The organism is Duganella sp. Dugasp78, assembly GCF_059491455.1.
The window spans coordinates 996103-1022399 of record NZ_CP168506.1 but is presented as its reverse complement, the minus strand read 5'-3'; the positions used below and the strand labels follow the sequence as shown (position 1 = coordinate 1022399).

The window sequence follows — 26297 nt, the reverse complement described above, 5'->3', positions numbered from 1 at the left end:
GTGCGGGATGTCCTTCGCAATTACATTTTGTTGGGAGCGGAGACGCCGATCAGCGCCAGGCCGTTGCGCAGCACCTGGCGGGTGGCCACCATCAGCGCGATACGGGCGGCCTTGAGCGCCTCGTCGTCCACCAGCACGCGCTCGGCGAAGTAGAAGCTGTGCAGGTTGGCGGCCAGGTCGCGCAGGTAGAACGCGATCTGGTGCGGGCCCAGTTCCGCTTGCGCGCGCGCCAGCGTCTCAGGGTAGGCGGCCAGGGTGGCGAGCAGCGTCGCTTCGGTCGGCGCGGTCAGCGGCGACAGGTCGACGTTGGCCAGGTCGGCTTCGGCGCCGGTCCACTGCTCCAGCATGCGGCAGATGCGCGCGTGGGCGTACTGCACGTAATACACCGGGTTCTCGTCCGAGGTTTTCAGCGCGACGTCGACGTCGAACACGAATTCGGTGTCGGCCTTGCGCGAGATGAGGAAGAAGCGCACCGCGTCGCGGCCTTTTTCGATGTCGCCGCCGCCCGACCATTCGATCAGGTCGCGCACGGTCACGTAGGAGCCGGCGCGCTTGGAGATCTTGACCTCTTCGCCGCCCTTCATCACGGTGACCATCTTGTGCAGCACGTAGTCGGGGTAGCCCTGCGGGACGCCGACGTTGACCGCCTGCAGGCCGGCGCGCACGCGGGCGATGGTGCCGTGGTGGTCCGAACCCTGGACGTTGATCGCCTGGGTAAAGCCGCGCTGGAACTTGACGATATGGTAGGCCACGTCCGGCACGAAGTAGGTGTAGGTGCCGTCCTTCTTGCGCATGACGCGGTTCTTGTCGTCGCCGTAGTCCTCGGTGCGCAGCCACAGCGCGCCTTCTTCCTCGTAGGTCTTGCCGGACTTGTTGAGCATGTCGACGGCCGCGTCGACCTTGCCGTCGGCGTACAGCGACGATTCGAGGTAGTAGTTGTCGAACTTGACGCCGAAGGCTTGCAGGTCGATGTCCTGCTCGTTGCGCAGGTAGGTCACGGCGAAGTGGCGGATCGATTCGATGTCTTCGACGTCGCCCGAGGCGGTGGCCGGCGAGCCGTCCGAGGCCGACACGGTTTTCTTGAGCATGAAGTCGGCGGCGATGTCGGCGATGTAGTCGCCGTTGTAGGCCGATTCGGGCCACTGGGCGTCGCCCGGCTTGTAGCCACGCAGGCGCGCCTGCACCGAGTTGGCCAGGGTCTGGATCTGCACGCCGGCGTCGTTGTAGTAGAACTCGCGGATGACCGCGTAGCCCTGGGAGCCGAACAGCGACGACAGCGCGTCGCCCAGCGCCGCCTGGCGGCCGTGGCCCACGTGCAGCGGGCCGGTCGGGTTGGCGGAGACGAATTCGATGATGACGCTCTTGCCCTTGCCGGCATCGGCGCTGCCGAAGGCCGCGCCCTGGGCCAGCACGGTCTTGACCACGGCCTGCTTGGCGGCGGCGCTCACGTGCAGGTTGATGAAGCCCGGGCCGGCGATGTCCGCCGATTCGACCAGGCCTTTGCCGGCCGGATTGGCCAGCAGCGCGTCGACCACTTTGGTGGCCAGTTCACGCGGGTTCATTTTCAGCTGCTTGGCCAGTTGCATGGCGATGTTGCAGGCCACGTCACCGTGCGACGGGTCACGCGGTCGCTCCAGCACGACGTTGGCGGAAACGTCGGTTCCGGCCAGGATGGGGGCGAGGGCGGCCTGGAACAGGGCGGCGATATCTTGTTTTTGTTGGGCGAGCATGAGCAAAAAGGCGGCTGAACCGCGTGTGTGAATACATCCGAAAGCGAAAACGGCCGGCACGCTGGCACCGGCCAAACAGCGGTAATTATACTGGTTTGCCGCAGCGAGGTCACCGCAGGCGGACGCGGACGTTACAAGCGTTACAATCCGCTTCATCCCCTTGTCATATGCACTGCTGTATACTGCGCGATCACGCCCGCCGGCCATACCTGGAATTAGCATATGAACAAGCGTCCGACGCTCTCTTTAAAGTCCCCCGCCAAGGCGGCAGCGCCCAAGCTGCGCGCCAGCCATGCGCGCGACCTGAAACCGGCGCTGCAAACCAGCTTCCAGACCGGCCTCAAGCCCGATTCGCTGGCCTACAGCCTGATCGGCGCCGCCCAGGCGGTGGCCCAGGTCCGCACCGGCACCAACCTGCCGCAGGCGCTGGCCCAGGTCTGGACCAAGGGCGACGCCAGCCCGCAGGCGCGCGGCGCGATGCAGGACATCGCCTACCGCTGCATGCGCCAGCTGGGCCAGAGCGAGGCCCTGATCGGCCTGATGGCGCCGAAGGCGCCGGAGCCGCTGGTGGCGGCCCTGCTGGCCTGCGCGCTGGCGCTGATGACGGCGCCGGACGAAGTCGCGCCCTACGAAGAATTCACCGTGGTCGACCAGACCGTGACGGCGGCCGACGCCCATCCGGACACCGCGCGCGCTAAGGGCATGGTCAACGCCGTGCTGCGCCGCTTCCTGCGCGAACGCAAGGCGCTGCTGGACACCGCGCTGCTGCAGCCGGTGGCCAAGTGGAACTACCCGCAATGGTGGATCGACGCCGCCAAGGCCGCATGGCCGCAGGACTGGCAGGGCGTGCTGGCGACCGGCAACACCGCGCCGCCGCTCACTTTGCGCATCAACGCCCGCAAGACATCGATGGAACAATACCTGGCCACGCTGGAGGCCGCCGGCATGGCGGCCACGCAGATCGGCCCGTACGCGGTGCGCCTGGCCAAGCCGGTCGGCGTGGCGCTGATCCCCGGCTTTGCCGACGGCCTGGTGTCGGTGCAGGACGCCGGCGCCCAGCTGGCCGCGCCGCTGCTGGACGTGCGCGACGGCATGCGCGTGCTGGATGCCTGCGCCGCGCCCGGCGGCAAGACCTGCCACATCCTGGAGCTGGCCGACGCCAGCGTGACGGCGCTGGACGCCGATCCCAAGCGCCTGGCGCGGGTCGGCGAGAACCTCGAGCGCCTCGGCCAGCAGGCCACGCTGCGCACCGCCGACGCCCAGAGCGCAGGCTGGTGGGACGGCAAACCGTTCGACCGCATCCTGGCCGATGTGCCGTGCACGGCGTCGGGCATCGTGCGCCGCCACCCGGATATCCGCTGGCTGCGCCGCAAGGGCGACACGCTCCAACTAGCAACACTTTCGTCCAAAATCCTCGACAACCTTTGGCAGATGCTGGCACCGGGTGGTAAATTGCTATTCGTGACATGTTCCTTGTGGCCGCAGGAATCCGAGGCGCAGGCGGCCGCGTTTGCAGTACGCAACCAGGCCGTGCGGTTGGATGCGCCCGGCCAGTTGCTCCCCGCCGGTGGCGCAGGGCAGGATCACGATGGTTTGTTCTACGCGCTGTTCCAGAAAAATGCGTAACCGTTTTGCCTGTTTATTTGCCAATACGCTACCGACGGACCTTTTGAGCACCGGCCCACACGTGACATCACGATTTTTCCGCCTCCTGATCGGACCACTGCTGCTGATAATGGCCTGCCTGCTGCCGCAGGTGGCCAGCGCCGCCGACGGCGTGGAAATCCGCCGCTGGCAGATCGAGGCCAGCGATGAGGGCTACCGCCTCAACGCCAAGTACAGCTTCGAGCTGACCCACGACATGGAGGACACGCTGCAGTACGGCGTGACCCTGTACTTCACCACCGAGATCGAATTCACCCGCCCGCGCTGGTACTGGTTCGACGAGAAAGCCATCGTCAAGCGCCAGACCATCAGCCTGTACTACAACGTGCTGACGCGCCAGTACCATGTGACCATCGACGGCAATGTGCGCCAGACCTTCTCGACGCTGGACGACGCGCTGTTCCTGATCCGCAGCCCCAACCGCTGGGTGGTGGCGCCGCGCGGCGCGCTGGAGGTCGGCAAGACCTACAACGTCAAGCTGAGCATGGGCCTGGACCCGAACTATGTCTCCAAGCCGCTCAAGGTCACGGCCCTCAACAGCGCGGAATGGCGGCTGGCGTCCGACAAGAAAACCTTCCAGTACAAGGCGGAGTAAGTGAGCACTGCCCTGCGGTATTTTTCCGTCGTCGGCGGCGCCATCATCAGTATCCTGCTGTTCCTGCTGGCTTCGGCCTCCGACAACTCCGGCTTCTTCGACCGCTACTACGCCTGGCTGCTGGGCCTGAACGCGGCGGTGGCCGGCGCGCTGCTGCTGCTGGTGGCGGTGTCGCTGTTCCGGCTGTACGGCCGCTACAAGAGCGGCAAGTTCGGCTCCAAGCTGATGACGCGGCTGGTGCTGCTGTTTGCCGCCATCGGCGTGCTGCCGGGACTGGTGATCTTCCTGGTGTCGGTGCAGTTCGTCTCCCATTCGATCGAGTCGTGGTTCAACGTGCCGGTCGAGGAGGCGCTGGAGTCCGGCATCAACCTCAGCCGCGCCGGCCTGGACGCGGCGCTCAAGGAGCTGACCGCCACCGCCGGCAAGACCGTGCAGCAGCTGGCCGAACAGCCCTACGGCACCGAGCGCGCCGCGCTGGCCGGCCTGGTCAAGGAACAGGCCGGCATGCAGAACGCCATCATCGTCGACGCCGAGGGCGGCCTGATCATCAGCGCCCGCGCCAGCCGCAGCGGCAACCTCAGCGCCGACCTGCCGACCCGCGAGATGATGGCCAAGGCCAAGGAGGGCGACAGCTACGGCGCGCCCGAGGGCGGCAACGAGCTGCGCAGCAACCTGATCAACGCCCCCGTCACCACCGTCGACAGCACCAGCCAGCTGCGGCTGCGGGTGGTGATGGCGATCCCGGACCGGGTGCAGGCCAACGGCACCCACCTGGCGCCGCGCTACCTGCAGCTGATCCAGCTGGCGCCGGCGCAGCTGGCCGCCGACGGCGAGACCATCCGCAGCGCCTACTCGGACTACAAGGAACGCTTCGTGGCCCGCGTCGGCCTGCGCAAGATGTACATCGTCACCCTGACATTGACCCTGCTGCTGGCGGTGTTCGGCGCCATCGCCAGCGCCTTCCTGATCGCCAGCGACCTGGCCCAGCCGCTGCTGCTGCTGGCCGAGGGCACGCGCGCGGTGGCCGAGGGCGACCTGTCGCCGCGGCCCATCGTCGCCACCTCGGACGAGCTGGGCACGCTGACGCAGTCGTTCAACACCATGACGCGCCAGCTGTCGGACGCCCGCAGCGCCGTCGAGCGCAACCGCGCCGCGCTGCAGAACGCCAAGGCCCACCTGGAATCGGTGCTGGCCAATATGTCGGCCGGGGTGATGGTGCTGGACCATGAGTTCCACCTGATCAGCTGCAACGACTCGGTCGAGCGCATCCTGCAGCAGGCCGGCGTGACGATGATCGGCCAGAAGCTCGACGAGATCGAGGGCCTGCAGGAGTTCGGCGGCGCCATCGTGGCCGCGTTCGCGGCGCAGAGCGCGCAGTCGGCGGCCGGACGCAACCTGCAGCGCATGCACTGGCAGCGCCAGATCGAGGTGCCGCGCCGCTCCGCCAACCTGGACGACAACGACCAGACCCTGCTCACGCGCGGCTCGCGCCTGCCGGTCGAGAGCGGCGGCAGCGGCTACCTGGTGGTGTTTGACGATATTTCCGACGTCATCTCGGCGCAGCGCTCGATCGCCTGGGGCGAGGTGGCGCGCCGTTTGGCGCACGAGATCAAGAATCCGCTGACGCCGATCCAGCTGTCGGCCGAGCGATTGCAGATGAAACTGGAAGGCAAGCTGTCGCCGGCCGACCATGAGCTGCTCAACAAGGGCACCGCCACCATCGTCAACCAGGTGGCGGCCATGAAGCGCATGGTCGACGATTTCCGCGACTACGCCAGGACCCCGCCGGCCGTGCTGGAGCCGCTGGACCTGAACGCGCTGGTCGAGGAGATCCTGCACCTGTACCTGCGCGGCGAAGGCGACGACATCATCCACCCGCAACTGGCACCCGGCCTGCCGATGGTGATGGGCGATACCACCCAGCTGCGCCAGGTCATCCACAACCTGCTGCAGAATTCCCAGGACGCGATGGCCGAGCGGCCGGAGGGCGCGCCGCAAGCGCACATTGACGTGATCAGCGAAGCCATTCATTATCAGGGCGCTGACGGCAGCACGCGCACGGCGGTGCGGCTGGCGATCTCCGACAACGGGCCGGGGTTCGCGCCCAAGATCCTGGCGCGGGCGTTCGAACCGTATGTCACATCGAAGGCCAAGGGCACCGGCCTGGGCCTGGCGATGGTGAAAAAAATTATCGATGAACATGGCGGCCGGATCGATATCCAGAACCATGTCGATAGAAGTGGCGCGTCGGTATTGATTTTGCTGTTAAAGTTAGCACCGACGTCGCAAAATACCTAAGTATCACTGATTAAAAAAATCATTGCCGGCCATGAGCGGGCGAAATGAGGAAGGCAGGGAAGATGGCAAACATTCTGGTAGTGGACGATGAAATGGGTATCCGCGAGTTGCTCTCGGAAATCTTGAGCGACGAGGGACACGCAATACAACTGGCGGAAAACGCCCAGCAGGCGCGCGAGGCGCGGGCCGGCGGCGCGCCCGACCTGGTGCTGCTCGATATCTGGATGCCGGATACCGATGGCGTCACCTTGCTCAAGGAATGGCAGCGCGACGGTCTGCTGACCATGCCGGTGATTATGATGTCGGGCCATGCGACGATCGACACGGCGGTCGAGGCCACCCGCATCGGCGCGCTGAACTTCCTGGAAAAGCCGATCGCCCTGCAAAAGCTGCTGAAGGCGGTCCAGCAAGGCCTGACCCGCGCGCAGGAGACGGTGCGCGCGCCGGCGCTGGCGCCGCGTCCGGTCGCGGCGGCCCAGGTCGAGGAGGCGCAGAACGCCGGCTTCAACCAGCCGAACCCGGCTGCGGCGATCTCGGTGCGCGGCGGCGCCACCGTGGCCGGCGCCGACAACCACATGTTCAACCTGTCGTTCGACCTGCCGCTGCGCGAGGCGCGCGACGCCTTCGAGCGCATGTACTTCGAGCACCATCTGGGCCGCGAAGGCGGCAGCATGACGCGCGTGGCCGAGAAAACCGGGCTGGAACGCACCCACTTGTACCGCAAGCTCAAGCAATTGGGCGTGGAGCCGGGCAAACTCGCAAAAAAGGGCGTCTGAGCCCGTGACCGGACCCATGTCCACCGGTGCAGCGCCGCCGGTGCCGACCTGGCTGGTCATTGGCTCCCGCGCCCGCGAGCGCGAAAACGCCATCGCCGCCCACCTGCAGCCAGGTGTGGCCAGCGTCGTTATCCTGGAAGGCCTGTCGGACGGCGGTTCGGCACTGGCCTTCGATCCTGCCGACAGTCCCCTGTCAATAAATTCCCTACCGCAAGTGTTGCGTATTGCCCCAGGCTGTCTTCATTGCAGCGGCAATCTCATTTTGCGAGTAACATTGAATCGGGTGTTGCGCCGACCTCCCGCGCGGCTCTACATCAGCCTGGCTTCCGCCGAGCACCTCGAACTGCTGCGTTCCTGGCTGTCCGAGGCGCCCTACGGCGAATTGCTGGATTTGCAACCCGATATCGCGGCCTAAGACCCTGCCCGCTGACCGGCCTTGATTTGGCCTTGAATCGTCCGCTTTCAGCCCCATTTCGGGACTGAAGGCGCAACCGATAGTGTTACGCCCCTTGTGAAAGGAAGCAACATGAACCTGATCTATAACAGCGAGCAATACAGTGTTGTCGAATTTGGCGCGGACCGTACCCTGGATGCGCTGCGTTTCGGCGGCTATGAAATTGTGGACAAAGGCGGCAAGCGCGAGATCTTTATCAACGGCATCCTGGCCCAGCATTTCCGCCGCGACGTCAATGAACTGATCGCCGGCGAGCCGACGATGGCGGAAATCGATGAATTCTTGGGCAGTTATGATGAGCTGATGAGCCATCCGGTGCTGCTGCACTAACAAAGCGGGCGGCGCGTGGTATGGTTCTGCTGTAACAACAGAGAACCAGACCATGTGCCAACTTCTAGGAATGAACTGCAATGTCCCGACCGACATTGTGTTCAGCTTTACCGGCTTCGCCATGCGCGGCGGCCAGACCGATACCCACCATGACGGCTGGGGCATCGCCTTTTTCGAAGGCGCCGGCGTGCGCCACTTCGTCGACCACCAGGCCGCGATCGCCTCGCCGATCGCCGAGCTGATCAAGCGTTATCCGATCAAGTCCACCAACGTCATCGCCCACATCCGCAAGGCCACGCAGGGCCAGGTGGCGCTGGAGAATTGCCATCCCTTCGTGCGCGAGCTGTGGGGCCAGTACTGGGTGTTCGCCCACAACGGCGACCTGAAGGAATTCGCGCCGGTGCTCAACGGCGCCTACCACCCGGTCGGCAACACCGACAGCGAACAGGCGTTTTGCTACATCCTGCAGCACTTGCGCGCCCGCTTCGGCGAGCAGCGCCCGCCGCTGGCCGAGCTGCGCGCGGCGCTGGCCGACATGGCGCGCGAGATCGCCGGCTACGGCACCTTCAACATGCTGCTGTCGTCCGGCGGCGAGCTGTTTGCCCATTGCTCGACCAATCTGTACTACCTGGTGCGGCAATATCCGTTCGACACGGCCAAGCTGTCGGACGAGGATGTCAGCGTGGACTTTTCGCAGGTGACCACGCCCAACGACCGGGTCGCCATCATCGTCACCCAGCCGTTGACGACCAACGAACAATGGACGGCGTTTGGCGCCGGCGAGCTGAAACTGTTCATCGACGGGTTGCCGCAGTCGGCGGACTGAGCCAAATTATCCGAGACAGGGGCAAGTATTGCTGTCAAAATATTGGTACGGCGAAATATCAGCCCCATGTTTTGTACTGATAGAAGCGATGATCGATCTCTCCCTACACGATACCGGCCCCCGAAGCCTGCGCGTGCGCGAATTCTATCTGGGCCGCCAGCCCATCCTGGACCGCAACCAGACCCTGTTTGGCTATGAGTTGCTTTTCCGCAACGCCCCGGTGGGTCCGGCGCAGATCAGCAATGAATTGTCGGCCACGGCGGCCGTGATCGCCCACGCCTCGCAGCTGGGCATGGAAAAGACCATCGGCGACGTCCTCGGCTTCGTCAATGTGGATGCCGACGTCCTGATGACCGACATCTTTTCCTTCCTGCCGCGTGAAAAAGTGGTGCTGGAGGTGGCCGCCACCATGCCGCTGACGCCGCAGGTGCTGACGCGCATGACGGAGCTGGCCGGCCACGGCTTCCGTTTCGCGCTGGACGACGTCACCGCCGACAGCCCCAACGTGGCCGCGCTGTTGCCGCTGACCGAATACGTCAAGATGGACATGCGCAATATTCCGCCGGCCACGCTGATGAAGCTGGCCCCGCGCCTGCGCCAGGACCAGAAGAAGCTGCTGGCGCAAAAGGTCGAGACGCGCGAGGAATTCAAGAATTGCCTGGACCTGGGCTTTGACTACTTCCAGGGCTATTACTTCGCCAAGCCGGTCATCATGAGCGGCAAGAAGCTGTCGCCGTCGCAACTGGCGGTGATGGAGCTGATGACCCTGGTCACCTCGGAAGCGGACAACCTGGAGATCGAGCGCGCCATCAAGCGCGACGTGTCGCTGGCGCTGAACCTGCTGCGCCTGGTGAACACGCCGGCCGTCGGCGCCCGCCAGCGCATCGATTCGCTGAGCCAGGCCGTGACGATACTGGGCCGCCGCCAGCTGCAGCGCTGGCTGCAGATCATGCTGTACGCCGAGCCGAGCAAGCGCGGCCACAGCATGACGCCGCTGCTGATGCTGGCGACCACGCGCGGCCGCCTGCTGGAGCTGTTGGCCGGCAAGCTGCGTCCGAGCCAGCGCCAGGCCGCCGATGTGGCTTTCACGGTCGGCATCATGTCGCTGATGGACACGCTGTTCGGCATTCCGATGGCCGAGATCCTGTCGCAGATCCCGGTCAACGAGGAAGTGTCGGAAGCGCTACTGTACCGCGGCGGCTTCTTCGGCGACCTGCTCAAGCTGGCCGAATGCATCGAACGCATCGAAGAAATGGACGACCACATCGTGCCCACGCTGCGCGACCTCGCCATGTCCACCGACGAACTGGTGGAGCTGGAGATGGCCGCCTTCGAATGGAGTGACAACGTGGTGCGCTACGCGCTCTAAGCAACCCCGCAAACAAGGGGTCTGACCCTGCGGGGACTCGGCGCCCCCGTCAGACCCCGGCCGCCGTGCTGTGCGGGGTCACGTGGCGTGACCCGCGCCCGGCCAGTGCTTGTGCAGTTCCGGATCGGTCCGCATCTCCCACAGCGCCAGCACCACCACGGCAATGCCCACCGCGACCGAGTTCCACATCAGCTCGCGGTTGTCGGCGATTTTCAGCACCCACGGGGAAACCGCCACCCATATCCCCACCAGCAGATTGAGCACCACGGCCCAGAAGTAGGTCTTGTACAGATCGAACGCCGCCAGCAGCGCCAGCACCGCGCCGGAGATGAACGCGGTCCATGCCTGGATCGACGGTATCGGATATGCAAACACCCATGGTGAAATAAAGAACCACAGCCCCAGTAGCAAGATCACCTGATCCTGCCAGCGTTTGACGGATGGATTGGTTGCCATATGCACCTCCCTGGTCATTAGTCATCATGCCGCCGGATGGCGACCATCACCCTTAGGCCGCGCAACAACGCAAAAGTTCACGCCCATCGCCATGGTCTTGCCATTCAGGCATGAGCCCGCTATGCTTGCCGCTTATCGAAAACACATGACGGGATGGCGTATGGCGTCGGTTTTACTCAGCGTGAATCAGGTCTCCAAATCCTACGGCGCGCGCAAGGCGGTGGACGGCGTGTCGTTCCAGGTGCAGCAGGGCCAGACCGTCGGCCTGATCGGCCCCAACGGCGCCGGCAAGTCCACCACGGTCGGCATGATCTGCGGCGTGCTCAGCGCCGACAGCGGCAGCATCGTCATGGACGGCGCGGCCATCGGCCAGGGCTCCAGCGAGGCCAAGCGCAAGATCGGCTTTGTGCCGCAGGACCTGGCGCTGTACGAGGACCTGTCGTCGCTGGAAAACCTCAAGCTGTTCGGTGCGCTGTACGGCCTCAAGGGCGCGCTGTTGAAGCAGCGCTGCGAGCAGGCGCTGGCGCTGGTCAACCTGGCCGACCGCGCCAACGACAAGCCGTCCACCTATTCCGGCGGCATGAAGCGGCGCCTGAACATCGCCGCCGCGCTGCTGCACGATCCGCAGCTGTTGATCCTCGACGAACCCACCGTCGGCGTCGACCCGCAAAGCCGCAACGCCATCTTCGATACGCTCGAAGCATTGAAGACGCAGGGCCGTTCGCTGATCTACACCAGCCACTATATGGAGGAGGTCGAGCGCCTGGCCGACCACATCGTCATCATCGACCACGGCAAGGTGCTGGCCGACGAAACGCCAGCCGCGCTGTACCGGCGTCTGCCGGCGCAGGCCGCCTTGCACGCCGAGCTGGCGGCCGCGCCGTCGGCCGCGCTGCTGGCCGGCGTGCAGACGCTGCCCGGCGTGACCGGCGTGCAGAGCGACGGCAACGCGCTCGACATCGGCCTGGCCGACGCCTCCCACGCGCCGGCCGCGTTGGCCTGGCTGGCCGCGCAGGATGTGGCGCTGCTGCACTTCGCCACCGCCAAGACCTCGCTGGAAAACATCTTCCTCAACCTGACCGGCCGCAGCCTGCGCGACTGATAGGAACCCTATGATTGCCTTGATCGCCCTGGTCCGCAAGGACCTGATCCTCTATCTCAACGACAAGCGCGCGCTGATGCTGCACCTGCTGATGCCGGTGGTGCTGGCGGCCTTCTTCGGCTCGCTGTTCGGCGGCGGCTCGGAAGCCAGGACCAGCAAGATCGAGGTTGGCCTGGTGCTGCAGGACCAGTCCGATAGCGGCCGGAAAATCGCCGCCGGGCTGAAAGCCGACAGCACGCTCAAGATCATCGAGCTGAGCGACGCCGAGGCGCAGGCCAAGGTCCGCGCCGGCAAGCTGTCGGTGGCGGTGGTGATCCCCGCCGGCTTCGGCGAGCGCGCCGCCGACGCGCTGTTCAGCGGCCACGACAAGCCGCAGCTGCCGGTCTACTACGACCCGTCGCAATCGACCATGCTGGCGATGGTGAAGGGCTTGCTGACGCAGCAGGTGATGCAGGTGACCAGCGCCGCGGCCATGAGCCCCAGGGGTAACAAGACCACGGAAAAACAGCTGGCCCAACTGCGCGACCAGGTCGGCAAGAATCCCGAGGCGGCGCAACTGAGCGAGTTCCTCACCAGCCTGAAGAAATACCAGGACCAGCGCGCCGCCGTCGACGCCGGGAAGGAAGCCGCCGCCAAGGCTGGCGGCAAGCCGGCGCCGGCCGACGCGCCGGTCGGCATGAGCATGCCTTACACCACGCAGGACCAGGCGCTCAGCAGCGGTCCCAGGTACAACGGCTATGCGCATTCGTTTGCCGGCATGGGCGTGCAGTTCATCCTGTTCATGGGGATCGACATGGGCATCGGCATCCTGCTGGCGCGCCGCATGGGCATCTGGAACCGCCTGCTGGCGGCGCCGGTCTCGCTGACCACCGTGCTGCTGGGCCGCGCCATTTCCGGCGCCCTGATCGCCATGGGCCTGATGTGTGCGATGTTCGCGTGCGCCATGCTGATCTTCAAGGTGCAGATCAGCAGCCCGGCCGGCTTCCTCGGCATGGCGGCCAGCTTCGCGCTGATGACGGCGGCCTTCGGCCTGCTGGTGGCAGCCTTCGGCAAGACGCCGGAAGCGGCGCGCGGCATCGCCACCTTCGCCACGCTGATCATGGTGATGCTGGGCGGCGCCTGGGTGCCGTCCTTCGTCTTCCCGGAGTGGATGCAGCGTGTCACGCTGGTGGTGCCGACGCGCTGGGCGGTGGACGGCTTCGACGCCGTCACCTGGCGCGGCCTGGGCCTGGACGGCGCGCTCGCGCCGATCGCGGTGCAACTGGGCTTTGCTGTCGTGTTCGGCGGCATCGCCGGCTGGAAGTTCCTTCGCGACCAAAAATAGTGGACGCGTAATACCGTTCAGTTAAGCTTGAGTCGCCCGCCGTCATTCCCGCGAAAGCGGGAATCCATACGGCGCCTGCGAGACAAGCTCCGCATGGGTTCCCGCTTTCGCGGGAACGACCACCCTTAACTGAACGGCATTAGGACGCGGAGGCCTATTTGGCGACCGGGGTCGAGACCCAGTGCTTGCTCTTTTTCCCGCTCGAGCGCGTTGCGGGTGAGTACCGTCCGACCGGTCACGAATGCCGTCGCGGCGATAATCGAGTCGGGTAGGCGCTTTTTGCCACGCCCGTAGCCAGTGACTGGGTTTTTGCTGAACGCCGCCGCCAGTTCGGCGGGCTCGCAGCCAGAGGCGACTTCAGCATAGGTGATGGCACTCATGGCAATGTCGATGTAGCTGTCAAGCACGTACTTTGCGTCTGGAACCCCGGCCAACGCATCAATCCATATGTTGGTGTCGATGATGACTGGATTGTCGATTACCATGCTTTGCGTATCTGATCCTGGTATTCAATGCCATATCGCTATGGACAATACAGTATCATCTATACATAGGCATGTGTGCCATTTGAAGAAAATCAAGCACTTGCGCGGCGACCACGCCCGGTAGGCGTTACACCCGGCTCCGACAGGATGGCAGCTAAAGTTTCCACGAAACAATCCGATACATAAGGATACAAATCGTTTCGTGAGCTTTTTAATGGCGCTATCTGCCAGGGCCCTGATCGCGCATTGCGTGAACCAAGTGATCCGCCAGTACTATCCTGAACAATATTGTTCGCTGTGCCATGTCTACGCCATTGTCGGCTCCAACCTGATCAGCATCGTGCTGGACCGGGTGTACCGGCCGGTGGCGGGCCTGGCCGCGGTCGATTGCGGCGGTGGCCAGCTGATGCGCATGATGGACAACGACGCCTTCGCCAATCCGGCCGGCGGGGCGTATCACTGCTGGATCGAATCGGCCGACGACCTGATCGGCGAGCGCGAGGTGGTCGACCTGACCTTTCGCCACAACCACACTTACGCGGTCAAGAACGGCTACGGCTGGCAGCGCGAGCTGCCGCCGGATTTTTTATGGGGACCGCAAAGCAGCATCGTGGTGCGGGCGCGGCCTGACGCGATACCGGATGCCTTCCCGGACGGCACGGTATGGCTGCTTGAAACCGACGAAGGCTGGCAGTGGATGACGCAGCAGTTGCTGGCCCATCAGAACGCCTTTGTGGCGTTGACGGCGGAGGCCCTGAAGCTGTTCCAGGCCAGCCTGCCGCCGCAGTCCACGCTGCTGGCGCCGAAGGCGCCGGACGTGATCACGCCGGCCACCGTGGTGATGGCCGCGCTGTAGATCAGGACAGGTTGGGGGCTAGCCAGCGCTCCATGTCGGCCTTGTCCACCTGACGGCGCGCGGCCATGTCATTCAACTGGTCCTCGCCGATCTTCCCGACCACGAAGTACTTCGATTCCGGGTGCGCAAAGTAGAAGCCCGACACCGCGGCTCCCGGGTACATCGCAAACGATTCGGTCAGCACCATGCCGATGTCTTCGGCCTGCATGGTGTTGAACATCTCGCGCTTGACGGTGTGTTCCGGGCAGGCCGGGTAACCCGGCGCCGGACGGATACCGACATACTTCTCGGCGATCATGTCGTCGTTGCTCAGCGCCTCGCCGGCGGCATAGCCCCACAGGTCGGTGCGCACGCGCTCGTGCAGGTATTCGGCGAAGGCTTCGGCCAGGCGGTCGGCCAGGGACTTGAGCATGATCGACGAGTAGTCGTCGTGCGCGTCCTCGAAGCGCTGCTCGTACTTCTCGATGCCCAGGCCGGCCGTCACGGCGAACATGCCGATGTAGTCCTTGATACCCGATTCTTTCGGCGCGATGAAGTCGGCCAGGCACTGGTTCGGGCGCTGCACGCCGTCCACCACCGGTTTGACGCCTTGCTGGCGCAGGCCGTAGTAGGTGAAGTCGACGGTGCTGCGGGTGTCGTCGGTGTAGATCTCGATGTCGTCGTCGTTGACCGTGTTGGCCGGCAGCAGGGAGACCACGCCGTTGGCGGTCAGCCAGCGGCCGTCGATCAGCTTCTTCAGCAGCGCCTGGCCCTCGGCGTACACCTTGCTGGCCGCTTCGCCCACCACTTCATCGGTCAGGATGGCGGGGAAGGGACCGGCCAGGTCCCAGGTCTGGAAGAACGGGCCCCAGTCGATGTACTTGGCGATGGCGGCCAGGTCGACGTTCTTGAACTCGCGGCGGCCGATGAACTTCGGCTTGACCGGCGCGAACGACAACTTCATCTTGTTGGCGCGCGCATCCTTCAGCGACAGCATCGGCAGCGCCTTCTTGTTGGCGTGCTGTTCGCGGATGCGCACGTAGTCCTGCTCGATCTCGTCGATGTACTGCTGGCGGCTCTCGGGCGTGAGCAGCGACTGCGCCACCGACACCGAACGCGAGGCGTCCGGCACGTACACCACCGGGCCCTCGTAGTTGTGGGCGATCTTGACGGCGGTGTGGGCGCGGCTGGTGGTGGCGCCGCCGATCAGCAGCGGGACCTTCATCATGCGGAAGTGTTCGTCGCGCTGCATTTCCTTGGCCACGTGGGCCATCTCTTCCAGCGACGGCGTGATCAGTCCGGACAGGCCGATGATGTCGGCGTTTTCCAGCTTGGCGCGCGCCAGGATCTCGGAGCAGGGCACCATCACGCCCATGTTCACCACTTCGAAGTTATTACACTGCAGGACCACCGAGACGATGTTCTTGCCGATGTCGTGCACGTCGCCCTTGACGGTGGCGATGACGATCTTGCCCTTCGGCTTGGCGACGATGCCGGTGCGCGCTTCCTCGGCCTTCTTCTCTTCCTCGATGTAGGGGATCAGGTGGGCCACGGCCTGCTTCATCACGCGCGCCGACTTGACCACCTGCGGCAGGAACATCTTGCCCTGTCCGAACAGGTCGCCGACGATGTTCATGCCGTCCATCAGTGGGCCTTCGATCACGTGGATAGGACGGCCGTTGGCGGCCAGCACCTGCTGGCGCATCTCTTCGGTGTCGTCGGTGATGAACTGGGTGATGCCGTGCACCAGCGCGTGCGCCAGGCGCTTCTCGACCGGCGCGTTGCGCCATTCCAGGTTCTGCGCATCCTGCTTGCCGGCGCCGGCCTTCAGGGTGCCGGCGATGTCGATCATGCGTTCGGTGGCGTCCTCGCGGCGGTTCAGCACCACGTCCTCGACGCGCTCGCGCAGCTCGGCCGACAGGTCGTCGTACACGCCCACCATGCCGGCGTTGACGATACCCATGGTCATGCCGGCCTTGATGGCGTGGTACAGGAACACGGTGTGGATCGCCTCGCGCGCCGGGTCGTTGCCGCGGAAGGAGAACGACACGTTGGACACGCCGCCCGAGATCTTCGCGTGCGGCAGGTTGTCCTTGATCCAGCGGGTGGCGTTGATGAAGTCCACCGCGTAGTTGTTGTGCTCTTCGATGCCGGTGGCGATGGCGAAGATGTTCGGGTCGAAGATGATGTCTTCCGGCGGGAAGCCGACCGTGTTCACCAGCAGCTTGTAGGCGCGCTCGCAGATTTCGATCTTGCGCTCGAAGGTGTCGGCCTGGCCTTTTTCGTCGAAGGCCATGACGATGACGGCGGCGCCGTAGCTCAGGCACAGCTTGGCCTGGCGGATGAATTCCTCCTCGCCTTCCTTCATCGAGATCGAGTTGACGATGGACTTGCCCTGCACGCACTTCAGGCCCGCCTCGATCACCGACCATTTCGACGAGTCGATCATGATGGGCACGCGCGAGATGTCCGGCTCGGAGGCGATCAGGTTCAGGAAGCGCGTCATGGCCGCCTGCGAATCGAGCATCGCCTCGTCCATGTTGATGTCGATGACCTGGGCGCCGTTTTCCACCTGCTGGCGCGCCACGCTGAGCGCCTCGTCGTACTGCTCGTTGAGGATCATGCGCGCGAAGGCCTTGGAGCCGGTGACGTTGGTGCGCTCGCCCACGTTGACGAACAGCGAGTCGTCGTCGATGGTGAACGGCTCCAGGCCGGACAGGCGCTGCGCCACCGGCACATGCGGCACGGTGCGCGGCGGGACCTTGGCGAGGATTTCGCCGATGGCCTTGATGTGGTCCGGCGTGGTGCCGCAGCAGCCGCCGGCGACGTTGATGAAGCCCACCTCGGCGAACTCCTTCAGCAGCGCGGACGTATCGGCCGGCAGCTCGTCGAAGCCGGTGTCGCTCATCGGGTTGGGCAGGCCGGCGTTGGGGTAGATGCAGACGTGGGTGTCGGCGATCTGCGACAGCTCTTCGGCGTAGGGGCGCATCAGTGCCGCGCCCAGCGCGCAATTGAGGCCGATGGTCAGCGGCTTGGCATGGCGTACCGAGTTCCAGAACGCCGGCACGGTCTGGCCGGACAGGATGCGGCCGGAGGCGTCGGTCACGGTGCCGGAGATCATCAGCGGCAGGCGCGGCACCTCCGGGTTTTCTGCGTAGAACTTGTCGATCGCGAACAGCGCGGCCTTGCAGTTCAGGGTGTCGAAGATGGTTTCGACCAGCAGCACGTCGACGCCGCCTTCGATCAGGCCCTTGGTCTGCTGGTGGTAGGCCTCGACCAGCTGGTCGAAGGTGATGTTGCGGGCGGCCGGGTCGTTGACGTCCGGCGAGATCGACGCGGTCTTGGGCGTCGGTCCGAGCGCGCCGGCGACGAAGCGCGGCTTGTCGGCGCTGCTGTACTTGTCGCAGGCCGCGCGCGCCAGCTTGGCTGCCTGCACGTTCATCTCGTAGGCCAGATGGCCCATGTGGTAGTCGTCCTGGGCGATGGTGGTGGCGCCGAAGGTGTTGGTCTCGATCAGGTCGGCGCCGCCGGCCAGGTAGCGCTCGTGGATCTCCTGGATCACCTGCGGCTGGGTCAGCGTCAGCAGCTCGTTGTTACCCTTGACGAACAGCTCACGCGCGCCGCTATCTGCGGGCGCCGCGAAGTCGATGAACCGGCCGTTGGGGCCGCCGCGGTAGGCGGTTTCATCGAGCTTGTACTGCTGGATGATGGTGCCCATCGCGCCGTCGAGGATCATGATGCGGCGCGCCAGGATCTCGCGCAGCTGGGCATCGGTCTTGGACATGACGGGGCGGGACACGTTGTTATTCATTTGTTACTTTCTGTGGTCGTGGGCGAGCGCGCCGGGAGTTGCTGGCGGTCTAAAATTATACGGCATCACGGAACTTGCTTCAGCAGACTGCCGCGCCGCAGCAACAATCTGCCAAATTTGCCTGTTTTTTTCATCACGCAGCTTTACGACACACAACGATACTCTAGCGCTACAGTGCGCAATTCGCCTGCAACATGGTGTCGGGAGAATAAGGTTTCCTTTATTCACTACGCGCCACGATGAAAATCTCCGTCATCATTTCCGCGCACTGCAAAGGCCGCGAGCTGGAATACGTGCTGACCGGCTACGCCATGCAGACCCGCAAGCCCGATCAGGTCATCATTGCCCAGGACGGGCGCGATCCGGCGATCGGCGCCGCGCTGGAGGCGGTGCGGCGGCGCGGCTGGACCATCCCGCTGCTGTACCAGAACCAGGAGCAGCGCGGCTTCGGCAAGTACCCCGCGCTGAACCGCGCCATCCTGGCCGCCAGCGGCGACCTGTTGCTGTTCACCGACGGCGACTGCATACCGCGCGACGACTACGTGGCCAACTACCTGCGGCTGATGCGGCGCGGGATGTTCCTGTCGGGCGGCAGCCATGTCAGCATCCCGCAGGCCTATCACCTGCGGCATGACCTGCTGGAGGCGGTGCGCGACCAGAGTTTATTCGACTATCGCTACCTGAGTGCGATACCGGGCTTTTGCAAGAGCGCCAACCGGCTCACCCGCAACCGCTGGCTGGCGCGCGCGCTGGACCTGCTCACGCAGCGCAATGCCTTCAGCGGCTCCAACAGCTGCGCCTGGCGTGACGACGTGCTGGCCGTGGGCGGCTTCGACGAGCAGATGGCATACGGCGGCGGGGACCTGAACATGGGACTGCGCTTGAATAACATCGGTGTGCGCGGCGTGCGGGCAAGGCATACGCTGGTCAGCCTGCACCTGGACCATGACCGCAGCTACTACTGCGCCGACAAAGAGCGCGACAACCACGACTGGAACCGGCAAGTGCGGCACGGCCGCCTGGTGCTGCCGCGCGAGTCGCGGATTTGCACGAGTTTTGCCCAGGTTATCTGAGCCGTGAGGCTGATCCATCGCAAGTGATCTCTCCGTAGCCACGCGCACACTTCGGTGAGCGCCTTGCAGCGGCGCGTTCTATACTGTGATGGAGCGGATATGCTCTATGAATGGGACGAGGGCAAAAATCAGCGGAACATTAGGAAACACGGGGTCAGCTTCGAAGAAGCATCAGCTATCTTTGAGCGCCCAACGTTGACCTATTTCGATCCCAATGCCGGGCATGAAGAAGATCGTTATATTGCTATCGGCCTTAGCGGCGTTCGAATGCTGACAGTTGTTTTTACAGAGCGGGGCGGCGACACCGTCAGAATTATCTCGGCTAGAAGGTCTTCGCCGTCCGAGGAGAAGAAATATGAACGAGGCTATTGATTTCAGCGACATCCCTGAACTTGATGACGAGTTCTTCAAGAACGCCAAGATGCGGGAACCGCTGACTCAGAAAGACACCATACTTTTGGATCACGATATCTATGAGTGGTTTAAGAGCAAGGGGCCGGATTTTCAGCAGCGGATCAATCTACTCTTGCGTAGCCATATGGGCAAGTAGCAACAAAGTGAAACATTGTGTAATCCGCCTCAGCTTCCTGATGTTTTGCGGCCGGAAAGATCCTATACTTCCCTGATTGAAAAAATTAAGGAAGTTCCGATGTCCATTACCTCTTCATGCCGCCTGATCGCTGTGGCCGGCGCGCTGGCCGTTTCGCTGACGGCGCACGCTGACAGTTTCGTTTCCTCCGCCTCCAGCGCCGGCTCCGCGTCCAGCGGCAGCATTTCGGATTCGCTCAACGGTTCGAGCAACAGCTCGGGCGGCGACAAGCGCAAAGTCGCCGACGGCGAGTATCGCATCATCCAGATCGCCGCCACGCCGGAGCGTGCCGACCGCACCCGCATCACCATGCAGGCCAACGATCCTGCACAGCGCATCGTGCTCGATCTGCCGCAGACCACCTTCGACAAGCAGCAGCTGGCCGTCGGCGACGCGATGTATGCGCAGAACCGCGTCTACGGCATCGAGTTCGGTCGCGGCGATACGCATCAACCGTTCTACCTGGTGCTGGCCGACGAGTGGTACGGCGAGCTGGCCTCGCGTCCCGTCAGCCTTTGAGGCCAGCCCGCGCGCTGGCGCTGGCCGCGTTGACCTGCGCCGCGCTGGCCGGGGCCGGGGCGGCGCAAGCCGGCGGCTCGTCCGGTGCTTCGCGCTTCTGCGATCGCGGCCAGCCGCTCTCCGCCGCCGAGCAGGACCGCCTGCTGCGCTTTGCCGCCGTGCTGCGCGAGGAACTGGCCGGCGTCGACGATGGCGTGGCGCTGGTCAGCCGTTCGGGCCTGGACTTGTCGCGCTTCGATATCCGTTATTCGCATGCGGCGCTGGCGTGGCGCTCGGAGGCTGGCGCCTGGTCCGCGCGCCAGCTGTACTATGCCTGCGATGAAAGCCGTCCCCGCATCTTCGACCAAGGCCTGGCCGGCTTCGCGCTCGGCACCGACGATCCGGCGCTGGGTTATATCTCCGTGGTGCGCCTGCCGGCCGAGGCGATCGCCGCGCTGCGTCCGGCGCTGCTGGACGGACCGCGCGTGCAGCATCTGCTGGCGTCGCAGTACAGCGCCAGTGCCTACGCGTTCAGCGTGCGCTACCAGAATTGCAATCAGTGGGTGATGGAGATGCTGGCCGCCGGCTGGGGCGATCTGCCCGACGGCGACGACTTGCGCGCCCGCGCGCAAACCTGGCTGCGCGATGAGCGTTATACGCCGCAGCCGGTGCAGGTAGGCTCGCGCTTCCTGATGCTGGCGTCGCGCTTCGTGCCGCTGCTGCATCTGGACGATCACCCGGACGAGGACCGCTCGGCCATGCAGCTGCGTATCAGCCTGCCGTCCACGGTGGAGGCGTTTGCGCAGCAGCGCTATCCGGCCAGCGAGCGCGTCGAGCTGTGCCACGACGATGAGCGTATCGTCATCCATCGCGGCTGGACGCCCATCGCCGCTGGCTGCAAGCCGGGCGAGGGCGACCGTGTGGTGTCGCTGCGGGACTAGTGAACTAGGCGACTTCGGTGATCAGGTTCGGACGCGAACGGCGCACCTTCTTGAGGTTGACCAGCCAGTCGCCTTCCGGCTGGCGGTAGCCGATCGGCAGCATCACCACGCTGCGCAGCTTGCGCTCCTTCAGCGACAGGATCTCGTCGACGGCGGCCGGATCGAAGCCTTCCATCGGCGTGGCGTCGACGCCTTCAAACGCGGCGGCCACCATCGCCACGCCCAGCGCGATGTACGCCTGGCGCGCGGCCGAATCGAAATTCCCCTGCGTGCCACGCGCGGCCACAATGCCCAGCAGCTGCTTGCGATAGGCTTCCCAGCCTTCGTTGATGAAGCCGCGCTGCTCGTTGGTCAGGTCGAACATCATGTTGACGCGGTCGGCGGTGATGTCGTCCCACGCCGCGAACACCAGCAGGTGCGAGCTCTCGGTGATCTGCGCCTGGTTCCAGCCCACTGCCTGGATCTTGGCGCGGAGGTCCGGGTTGGTGACGACGAAGACTTCGAACGGTTGCAGGCCGCTGGAGGTCGGCGCTAGGCGGATCGCCTCCAGGATGCGCTCCAGTTTTTCGTCGGCCACCTGTTTTGCGGGATCGAACTTCTTGGTGGCGTAGCGCCAGTTAAGCTTGTCAATTACATCGGTCATGGGTGAACTCCAGTGTGAAATCGTTAATGCGCCTCCAGCCAGCAAGCTCTGGAGTACCGATCTATAATAAGTTTCAAGCTAACTTGAGAGTCAAGGCAAAAAATGAAAATAGGTGAACTGGCCCGTAGAACGGGCCTGACCCCCTCCGCAATCCGGTTTTATGAGGAGCAGGGCTTGCTGTCGCCGATTTCGCGCACCGCCAGCGGCTATCGTGAGTACGCCAGCAATGCCACCGAGCGCCTACATATGATCCAGGCTTCGAAGCGGTTGGGATTCTCGCTCGATATCATCCGCGGCATGTTCACGGAAAGCGGGCAGTGTTCGAAGGTGAAGACGCTGGCGCTGACGGAGGTCCGCTTGCGCGAGATTGAGGAGGAGCAGGCCGCGCTGGCGCAGCAGCACAGCGACCTGCTGGCGCTGCGCGTGCTGCTGAAGGACGACAGCGTCAGCTCGCCGTGCCGTAAGAACTTTGCGGTGAACTGAGCGCCATCGCCAGCGCGTCGTCCAGCCGGTCGTTCCCCCAGAACATGGCGTCGCCGACCAGGAAGGTGGGGGCGCCGAAGATGTGGCGGGTCTTGGCCTGTTCGGTGCGATCGCGCAGCCTGGCCTTGTTCTCGTCTGTTTGCGCGGCGCGCAAGATGGCGGCGGCATCCTGGCCCAGCGCGGACAATATCTCCGTCATGCATTGCTCGCTGCCGATGTCGCGGTCCTCGGCGAAGTTGGCCAGCATGGTGCGCTCGCAGAAGTCGGTCATCCACGGCTGCTCCTCGCACAGGATGCCGATGCGCGCGGCCAGCAGCGAGTTGCGCGGGAAGGTGGTCGGCTGCCGCCACGGCAGGCCGTACTTGGCGCATTGGCGCGGCATGTCCTGCCACACGTAGGCGCCTTTGTCCTTCTGCAGCACGAAGGGCGAGTTGTTCCAGCCGGCGTCCTTGAAGATGGGGCCGAGCAGGAAGGGCCGCCACACCACGCCTGCCGGCGCCAGCTGGCGGATGCGCATCACGCTCAGGTAGCTGTAGTTGCTGGCGAAGTCGAACCAGAATTCCATCTTCATTTTTATCTCCCCTTGTAGATCAACAGGCAGCGGATTTCTATGCTTTCCCGCAGCGGTGCGTCGGCCGGCGCGTCGGCATGTTCGAAGGCGGCGTGCGGCGTGTACCTGGCGACCGGACCGGGCGCGGAATCGAACTGCTTGAATACCAGCACCTCGTCGCGCGTCATCGCCGGGAAGTACGACCATGCGTGATCCGTATTGTGCACCGCCTGGTAGATTTCGCCGTTCCGGTCGGGATAAAAAATATCGCTGGCCACCAGGTCGGCGGGCGTGGCGCTGCGGGCGTCGCACACGGCCAGGGGAGCGTCGAGCACCGGGTGGCGGATTGAACGCCACAGGTTAATGATGCTGTAGCGCTGCACGGATGCAGTGTCGCCTTGCAGTTCCAGTTCCAGCCGGCGTCGCGCGGATGCCGGCGTGAAGTCGCAATGCACGCGGCCGGCCGCGCCGGGGCGCTGGCCTTCGATGCGGCCGAACGCCTGCGGCTTACCAGGGACGCGTTTGCGCACCAGGTGGTCGAATACGAAGGCCTGGCTGGCGCCGGTTAATGCCAGGGCCAGCTCCGCCACTTCGGGGTAGTAGAGCCGCACGACTTCTTCCTTGTCCGTGAAGTCGCGCACGGCGCTGGGGGCGTGGCGCAGCAGATAGCCTTCGCGGTCCAGCGACAGGTGCGTGTCGGCGCGGGCGTCGCGTATGGTCACCGGCACCTGCTCGTAGCTGGCGTTCTGCCACGGCTGGCCCTCCGGTGGCGGGTACATATAGGTGTATGGACGGTCCGTTGTCGGCCGCAGGTACTCCAGCGCGGCGTTGGTTGTGCGTGTCATCGCTTCCTCCCTGAAAGCTCCATTGAATCCGATCGCCGTGCCGCGCTCAAACGATATCTGCGGCGCGTTCGCATTCTGGATTCGCATGCGTGATACATTCATATCATGGCTAATCGTCTTCTGGATCTTCCACCGCTGGACTTGCTGCGCAGCCTGGTCGCAGTCGGCCGGCGCATGAGTATCACGCTCGCGGCGCAGGACATGTGCGTGACCCAATCGGCCCTCAGCCGGCAGATACAGGCGCTGGAGGCCTCGCTGGGCTATCGCGTGCTGGTGCGCGGCCATCGTTCCATCGAGTTCACGGCCGAGGGGCGGCGGCTGTTCCGGCATGCCGATGCGATGCTGGAGCAATTGGGCGAAGTGGTCGCCAGCCTGCGGCCGGGCGATGCGCGCCAGGCGGTGACGATCAGCGCCAGTATCGGCGTGACGGCCTTGTGGATACTGCCTCGCCTGAATGCCTTCCAGCAGGCGGCGCCGCAGGTCGATGTGCGCGTGGCGGCCAGCAACCGCTTCGTCGACCTGGAGCGCGAGCAGGTGGATCTGTCGCTGCGTTATTGCCGGCCGCAGGATGCGCCCGAAGCTGCGCTGCGGCTGTTCGATGAGGCGCTGGTGCCGGTCGCGCATCCGGCGTTGGCGGTGGCGGCGATTGAAGACCCGGCGCAGCTGCGCCAGCAGGTGCTGCTGGAGTTTGACGACGTCTCGCGTCCCTGGCTGCAATGGGCGGCCTGGTTGCGCGGCGCGGGTGCGGGGCGCGTCAAGCCCAAGGGCGTACTGCGTTTCAATCAGTACGATCAGGTGGTGCAGGCGGCATTGGCGGGGCAGGGTGTGGCGCTGGGCCGGCTGGAATTGGTGCGGCCCTTGCTGGAGCAGGGCAAGCTGGCGCTGGCCAGCGCGCTGCCGCCGACAGCCAGCGATTATGCGTACTGGCTGATCGCCCGTAGCGCGCTCAGCGCGGATGCTGTCGTGGTGCGGGATTGGATACGGGAGGAGGCAGCCCGCAGCGGCGGTCCGCTCAAAGCAGGACGCGCGACGCGGCGCAAGGCCGCAGCACGCGCCGGCGCCAGCTAAACCATCAGGCGAAGCTCAAGCCGTCAAGCGGGAAGCCTTTGATGAACTCCGCCGCCGGCAAGCGTTTGCCGCCCGGCTTTTGCAGTTCCGTCAGGCGCAACGAGCCGCTGCCGCAGGAGACCACGATGCCATGCTGCGCATCGGCCGCCAGCACCTGGCCGGCCGGCACCTTGCTGTCGGCTTCCAGCACTTCGGCGCCCCACAGCTTGACGTTGACGCCGTTGACCGCCGCATGCGCGCCGGGGAAGGGATTGAAGGCGCGGATCTTGCGGCTGATTTCCTGCGCCGATTGCGTGAAGTCCAGCGCCGCTTCTTCCTTGCTGATCTTGGCGGCGTAGCTGACACCCGCTTCCGGCTGCGGCACGGCTTCCAGCTGGCCGTGCTGCATCTTGCGCAGCGCTTCGACGATCATCTTGCCGCCCAGCGCGGCCAGCTTGTCGTGCACCGTGCCGGTGGTGTCCTGTTCGCCGATGGCGATGCGCTCGATCAGCAGCATCGGGCCGGTGTCCAGGCCTTCTTCCATTTCCATGATGGTGATGCCGGTCTCGCTGTCGCCGGCTTCGATGGCGCGGTGGATGGGCGCGGCGCCGCGCCAGCGCGGCAGCAGCGAACCGTGGATATTCAGGCAGGGCTTGATGTCCAGCGTGGCGCGCGGCAGGATCAGGCCGTAGGCCGCCACCACCGTCACGTCATACGGCGTGGACAGCAGGCGCGCATGCGCTTCCTTCGCCTGCTCGGCGCGCACCGGGTCCTTGCTGTCGGTGCGCAGCGACAGCGGCTGCAGCACCTCGATGCCTTGCGTCAGCGCGTACTGCTTGACGGCCGATGGCTGCAGATGCATGCCGCGGCCGGCCGGGCGGTCCGGCTGGGTCAGCACCAGCGGAATCTCGAAGCCCGCCTCGTGCAAGGCTTGCAGCGCCACGGCGGCAAATTCCGGCGTGCCGGCGAAGATGACTTTCATGCGTTGTCCCTATGCGGCTTAGAAACGGCGGCCGGCGGCGCGCAGCTGGGCTTCGCGCGCCATGCCGCGCTCTTCCTTGACGAGCTTGGCCTTGATGCGGTTGCGCTTCAGCGGCGACAGGTATTCGACGAAGACCTTGCCCAGCAGGTGATCCATTTCGTGCTGGATGCAGACCGCCAGCAGGCCGTCGGCTTCCACTTCGAAAGGCTGGCCCTTGACGTCCAGCGCGCGCACCTTGATCTGGGCATGGCGTTCGACGCCGTCGTAGATGCCAGGCACCGACAGGCAGCCTTCGTCGTAGACCTGCTTCTCTTCGCTGGCCCAGATGATTTCCGGATTGATGTAGGCGACCAGCGCGTCCTTGGTTTCGGAGATGTCGATCACGACCAGCTGCTCGTGCACGTCGACCTGCGACGCGGCCAGGCCGATGCCGGGCGCCTCGTACATGGTCTCGGCCATGTCGGCGACCAGTTGCTCCAGTTTCGCGTCGAAGACGGTGACTGGCGTGGCGACTTTATGCAGACGCGGATCGGGGTAACGCAAAATATTTAAGATGGCCATATGCTGTGACTGTGTTGATAACGAAGTGA

At 64.7% G+C, this 26297-nt stretch carries 27 protein-coding genes; 18 read left to right on the top strand and 9 right to left on the bottom strand.

The genetic code is table 11. The annotated features are described in order from the left end of the window. Nucleotides 1-20 precede the first annotated feature (20 nt). Nucleotides 21-1730, bottom strand: a complete 1710-nt coding sequence (gene argS / locus ACEN9O_RS04570; RefSeq protein WP_495616458.1) for an arginine--tRNA ligase — start codon at nucleotides 1728-1730, stop codon at nucleotides 21-23. A gap of 222 nt (nucleotides 1731-1952) precedes the next feature. Between argS and rsmB the strand changes: the two genes are divergently transcribed. From rsmB to ACEN9O_RS04530, 8 genes are all read left to right on the top strand, one after another. Further along, nucleotides 1953-3356, top strand: coding sequence for a 16S rRNA (cytosine(967)-C(5))-methyltransferase RsmB (rsmB, locus tag ACEN9O_RS04565; RefSeq protein ID WP_495616457.1), 1404 nt, complete (start codon nucleotides 1953-1955; stop codon nucleotides 3354-3356). Beyond that, nucleotides 3349-3990 (top strand): DUF4390 domain-containing protein, encoded by a 642-nt coding sequence (locus ACEN9O_RS04560; RefSeq protein WP_495616456.1) that lies wholly within the window; start codon nucleotides 3349-3351, stop codon nucleotides 3988-3990. The genes rsmB and ACEN9O_RS04560 overlap by 8 nt, the downstream gene beginning before the upstream one ends. Further along, entirely contained in the window at nucleotides 3991-6288 is a 2298-nt protein-coding gene (locus tag ACEN9O_RS04555) for a sensor histidine kinase (protein ID WP_495616455.1), read from the top strand. 62 nt (nucleotides 6289-6350) lie between these two features. Then, entirely contained in the window at nucleotides 6351-7064 is a 714-nt protein-coding gene (locus tag ACEN9O_RS04550) for a response regulator (RefSeq protein WP_495616454.1), read from the top strand. Nucleotides 7065-7080: 16 nt separating this feature from the next. Beyond that, the gene (locus ACEN9O_RS04545; protein ID WP_495616453.1) at nucleotides 7081-7479 is read left to right on the top strand and encodes a GTPase; all 399 of its coding nucleotides are present in this window, start codon (nucleotides 7081-7083) and stop codon (nucleotides 7477-7479) included. Nucleotides 7480-7590: 111 nt separating this feature from the next. Beyond that, nucleotides 7591-7848, top strand: a complete 258-nt coding sequence (locus ACEN9O_RS04540) for a BTH_I0359 family protein (protein ID WP_008445042.1) — start codon at nucleotides 7591-7593, stop codon at nucleotides 7846-7848. Nucleotides 7849-7900: 52 nt separating this feature from the next. Beyond that, entirely contained in the window at nucleotides 7901-8674 is a 774-nt protein-coding gene (locus ACEN9O_RS04535; RefSeq protein WP_495616452.1) for a class II glutamine amidotransferase, read from the top strand. An 88-nt stretch (nucleotides 8675-8762) separates the two neighbouring features. Continuing rightward, nucleotides 8763-10043, top strand: a complete 1281-nt coding sequence (locus ACEN9O_RS04530; RefSeq protein ID WP_495616451.1) for an EAL and HDOD domain-containing protein — start codon at nucleotides 8763-8765, stop codon at nucleotides 10041-10043. A 78-nt stretch (nucleotides 10044-10121) separates the two neighbouring features. Here ACEN9O_RS04530 and ACEN9O_RS04525 read toward each other — a convergent pair whose 3' ends face one another. Next, nucleotides 10122-10499, bottom strand: a complete 378-nt coding sequence (locus ACEN9O_RS04525; RefSeq protein ID WP_495616450.1) for an SPW repeat protein — start codon at nucleotides 10497-10499, stop codon at nucleotides 10122-10124. Between the two features lie 160 nt (nucleotides 10500-10659). Here ACEN9O_RS04525 and ACEN9O_RS04520 point away from each other — a divergent pair, with 160 nt between their 5' ends. Both ACEN9O_RS04520 and ACEN9O_RS04515 read left to right on the top strand, forming a co-directional pair. Then, nucleotides 10660-11601, top strand: coding sequence for an ABC transporter ATP-binding protein (locus ACEN9O_RS04520; protein ID WP_495616449.1), 942 nt, complete (start codon nucleotides 10660-10662; stop codon nucleotides 11599-11601). A gap of 10 nt (nucleotides 11602-11611) precedes the next feature. Continuing rightward, nucleotides 11612-12925: an ABC transporter permease gene (locus tag ACEN9O_RS04515; RefSeq protein WP_495616448.1), complete on the top strand. Its 1314-nt coding sequence runs from the start codon at nucleotides 11612-11614 to the stop codon at nucleotides 12923-12925. A 125-nt stretch (nucleotides 12926-13050) separates the two neighbouring features. Here the strand turns inward: ACEN9O_RS04515 and ACEN9O_RS04510 are convergent, their stop codons facing one another. Then, on the bottom strand, nucleotides 13051-13410 hold the full coding sequence (locus ACEN9O_RS04510; protein WP_495616447.1) for a PIN domain-containing protein: 360 nt from the start codon (nucleotides 13408-13410) through the stop codon (nucleotides 13051-13053). A 250-nt stretch (nucleotides 13411-13660) separates the two neighbouring features. Here ACEN9O_RS04510 and ACEN9O_RS04505 point away from each other — a divergent pair, with 250 nt between their 5' ends. Further along, nucleotides 13661-14266, top strand: a complete 606-nt coding sequence (locus tag ACEN9O_RS04505) for a hypothetical protein (protein ID WP_495616446.1) — start codon at nucleotides 13661-13663, stop codon at nucleotides 14264-14266. 1 nt (nucleotide 14267) lies between these two features. Here the strand turns inward: ACEN9O_RS04505 and metH are convergent, their stop codons facing one another. After that, nucleotides 14268-18029: a methionine synthase gene (gene metH / locus ACEN9O_RS04500; RefSeq protein WP_495618425.1), complete on the bottom strand. Its 3762-nt coding sequence runs from the start codon at nucleotides 18027-18029 to the stop codon at nucleotides 14268-14270. Nucleotides 18030-18295: 266 nt separating this feature from the next. Here metH and ACEN9O_RS04495 point away from each other — a divergent pair, with 266 nt between their 5' ends. The 5 genes from ACEN9O_RS04495 (at nucleotide 18296) to ACEN9O_RS04475 (ending at nucleotide 21157) form a co-directional block, all read left to right on the top strand. Beyond that, nucleotides 18296-19129 (top strand): glycosyltransferase, encoded by an 834-nt coding sequence (locus ACEN9O_RS04495; RefSeq protein ID WP_495616445.1) that lies wholly within the window; start codon nucleotides 18296-18298, stop codon nucleotides 19127-19129. A 99-nt stretch (nucleotides 19130-19228) separates the two neighbouring features. After that, nucleotides 19229-19501 carry a BrnT family toxin gene (locus ACEN9O_RS04490; protein WP_495616444.1) on the top strand — a complete coding sequence of 91 codons (273 nt, stop codon included), beginning with the start codon at nucleotides 19229-19231 and terminating at the stop codon, nucleotides 19499-19501. Beyond that, nucleotides 19485-19679: a BrnA antitoxin family protein gene (locus ACEN9O_RS04485; protein WP_495616443.1), complete on the top strand. Its 195-nt coding sequence runs from the start codon at nucleotides 19485-19487 to the stop codon at nucleotides 19677-19679. The genes ACEN9O_RS04490 and ACEN9O_RS04485 overlap by 17 nt, the downstream gene beginning before the upstream one ends. A gap of 99 nt (nucleotides 19680-19778) precedes the next feature. Then, nucleotides 19779-20237, top strand: a complete 459-nt coding sequence (locus ACEN9O_RS04480) for a hypothetical protein (protein WP_495616442.1) — start codon at nucleotides 19779-19781, stop codon at nucleotides 20235-20237. Beyond that, nucleotides 20234-21157 (top strand): DUF2145 domain-containing protein, encoded by a 924-nt coding sequence (locus ACEN9O_RS04475; protein WP_495616441.1) that lies wholly within the window; start codon nucleotides 20234-20236, stop codon nucleotides 21155-21157. Before ACEN9O_RS04480 ends, ACEN9O_RS04475 begins: the two co-directional genes overlap by 4 nt. Before the next feature lie 4 nt (nucleotides 21158-21161). On the opposite strand, the gene ACEN9O_RS04470 is transcribed toward ACEN9O_RS04475, so the two are convergent. Further along, nucleotides 21162-21800: an NAD(P)H-dependent oxidoreductase gene (locus ACEN9O_RS04470; protein WP_495616440.1), complete on the bottom strand. Its 639-nt coding sequence runs from the start codon at nucleotides 21798-21800 to the stop codon at nucleotides 21162-21164. A gap of 102 nt (nucleotides 21801-21902) precedes the next feature. Here ACEN9O_RS04470 and ACEN9O_RS04465 point away from each other — a divergent pair, with 102 nt between their 5' ends. Continuing rightward, nucleotides 21903-22283, top strand: a complete 381-nt coding sequence (locus ACEN9O_RS04465; RefSeq protein WP_495616439.1) for a MerR family transcriptional regulator — start codon at nucleotides 21903-21905, stop codon at nucleotides 22281-22283. Here the strand turns inward: ACEN9O_RS04465 and ACEN9O_RS04460 are convergent. Next, nucleotides 22246-22854, bottom strand: a complete 609-nt coding sequence (locus ACEN9O_RS04460) for a 2-hydroxychromene-2-carboxylate isomerase (protein WP_495616438.1) — start codon at nucleotides 22852-22854, stop codon at nucleotides 22246-22248. The genes ACEN9O_RS04465 and ACEN9O_RS04460 overlap by 38 nt on opposite strands. A 2-nt stretch (nucleotides 22855-22856) precedes the next feature. Continuing rightward, nucleotides 22857-23678: a CmcJ/NvfI family oxidoreductase gene (locus tag ACEN9O_RS04455; protein WP_495616437.1), complete on the bottom strand. Its 822-nt coding sequence runs from the start codon at nucleotides 23676-23678 to the stop codon at nucleotides 22857-22859. A gap of 105 nt (nucleotides 23679-23783) precedes the next feature. Between ACEN9O_RS04455 and ACEN9O_RS04450 the strand changes: the two genes are divergently transcribed. Next, nucleotides 23784-24746 carry a LysR substrate-binding domain-containing protein gene (locus ACEN9O_RS04450; protein WP_495616436.1) on the top strand — a complete coding sequence of 321 codons (963 nt, stop codon included), beginning with the start codon at nucleotides 23784-23786 and terminating at the stop codon, nucleotides 24744-24746. Between the two features lie 4 nt (nucleotides 24747-24750). On the opposite strand, the gene fmt is transcribed toward ACEN9O_RS04450, so the two are convergent. Both fmt and def read right to left on the bottom strand, forming a co-directional pair. Then, nucleotides 24751-25707 (bottom strand): methionyl-tRNA formyltransferase, encoded by a 957-nt coding sequence (gene fmt, locus ACEN9O_RS04445; RefSeq protein ID WP_495616435.1) that lies wholly within the window; start codon nucleotides 25705-25707, stop codon nucleotides 24751-24753. An 18-nt stretch (nucleotides 25708-25725) separates the two neighbouring features. Continuing rightward, nucleotides 25726-26268 (bottom strand): peptide deformylase, encoded by a 543-nt coding sequence (def, locus tag ACEN9O_RS04440; protein WP_116992290.1) that lies wholly within the window; start codon nucleotides 26266-26268, stop codon nucleotides 25726-25728. Between the last annotated feature and the right edge of the window lie 29 nt (nucleotides 26269-26297).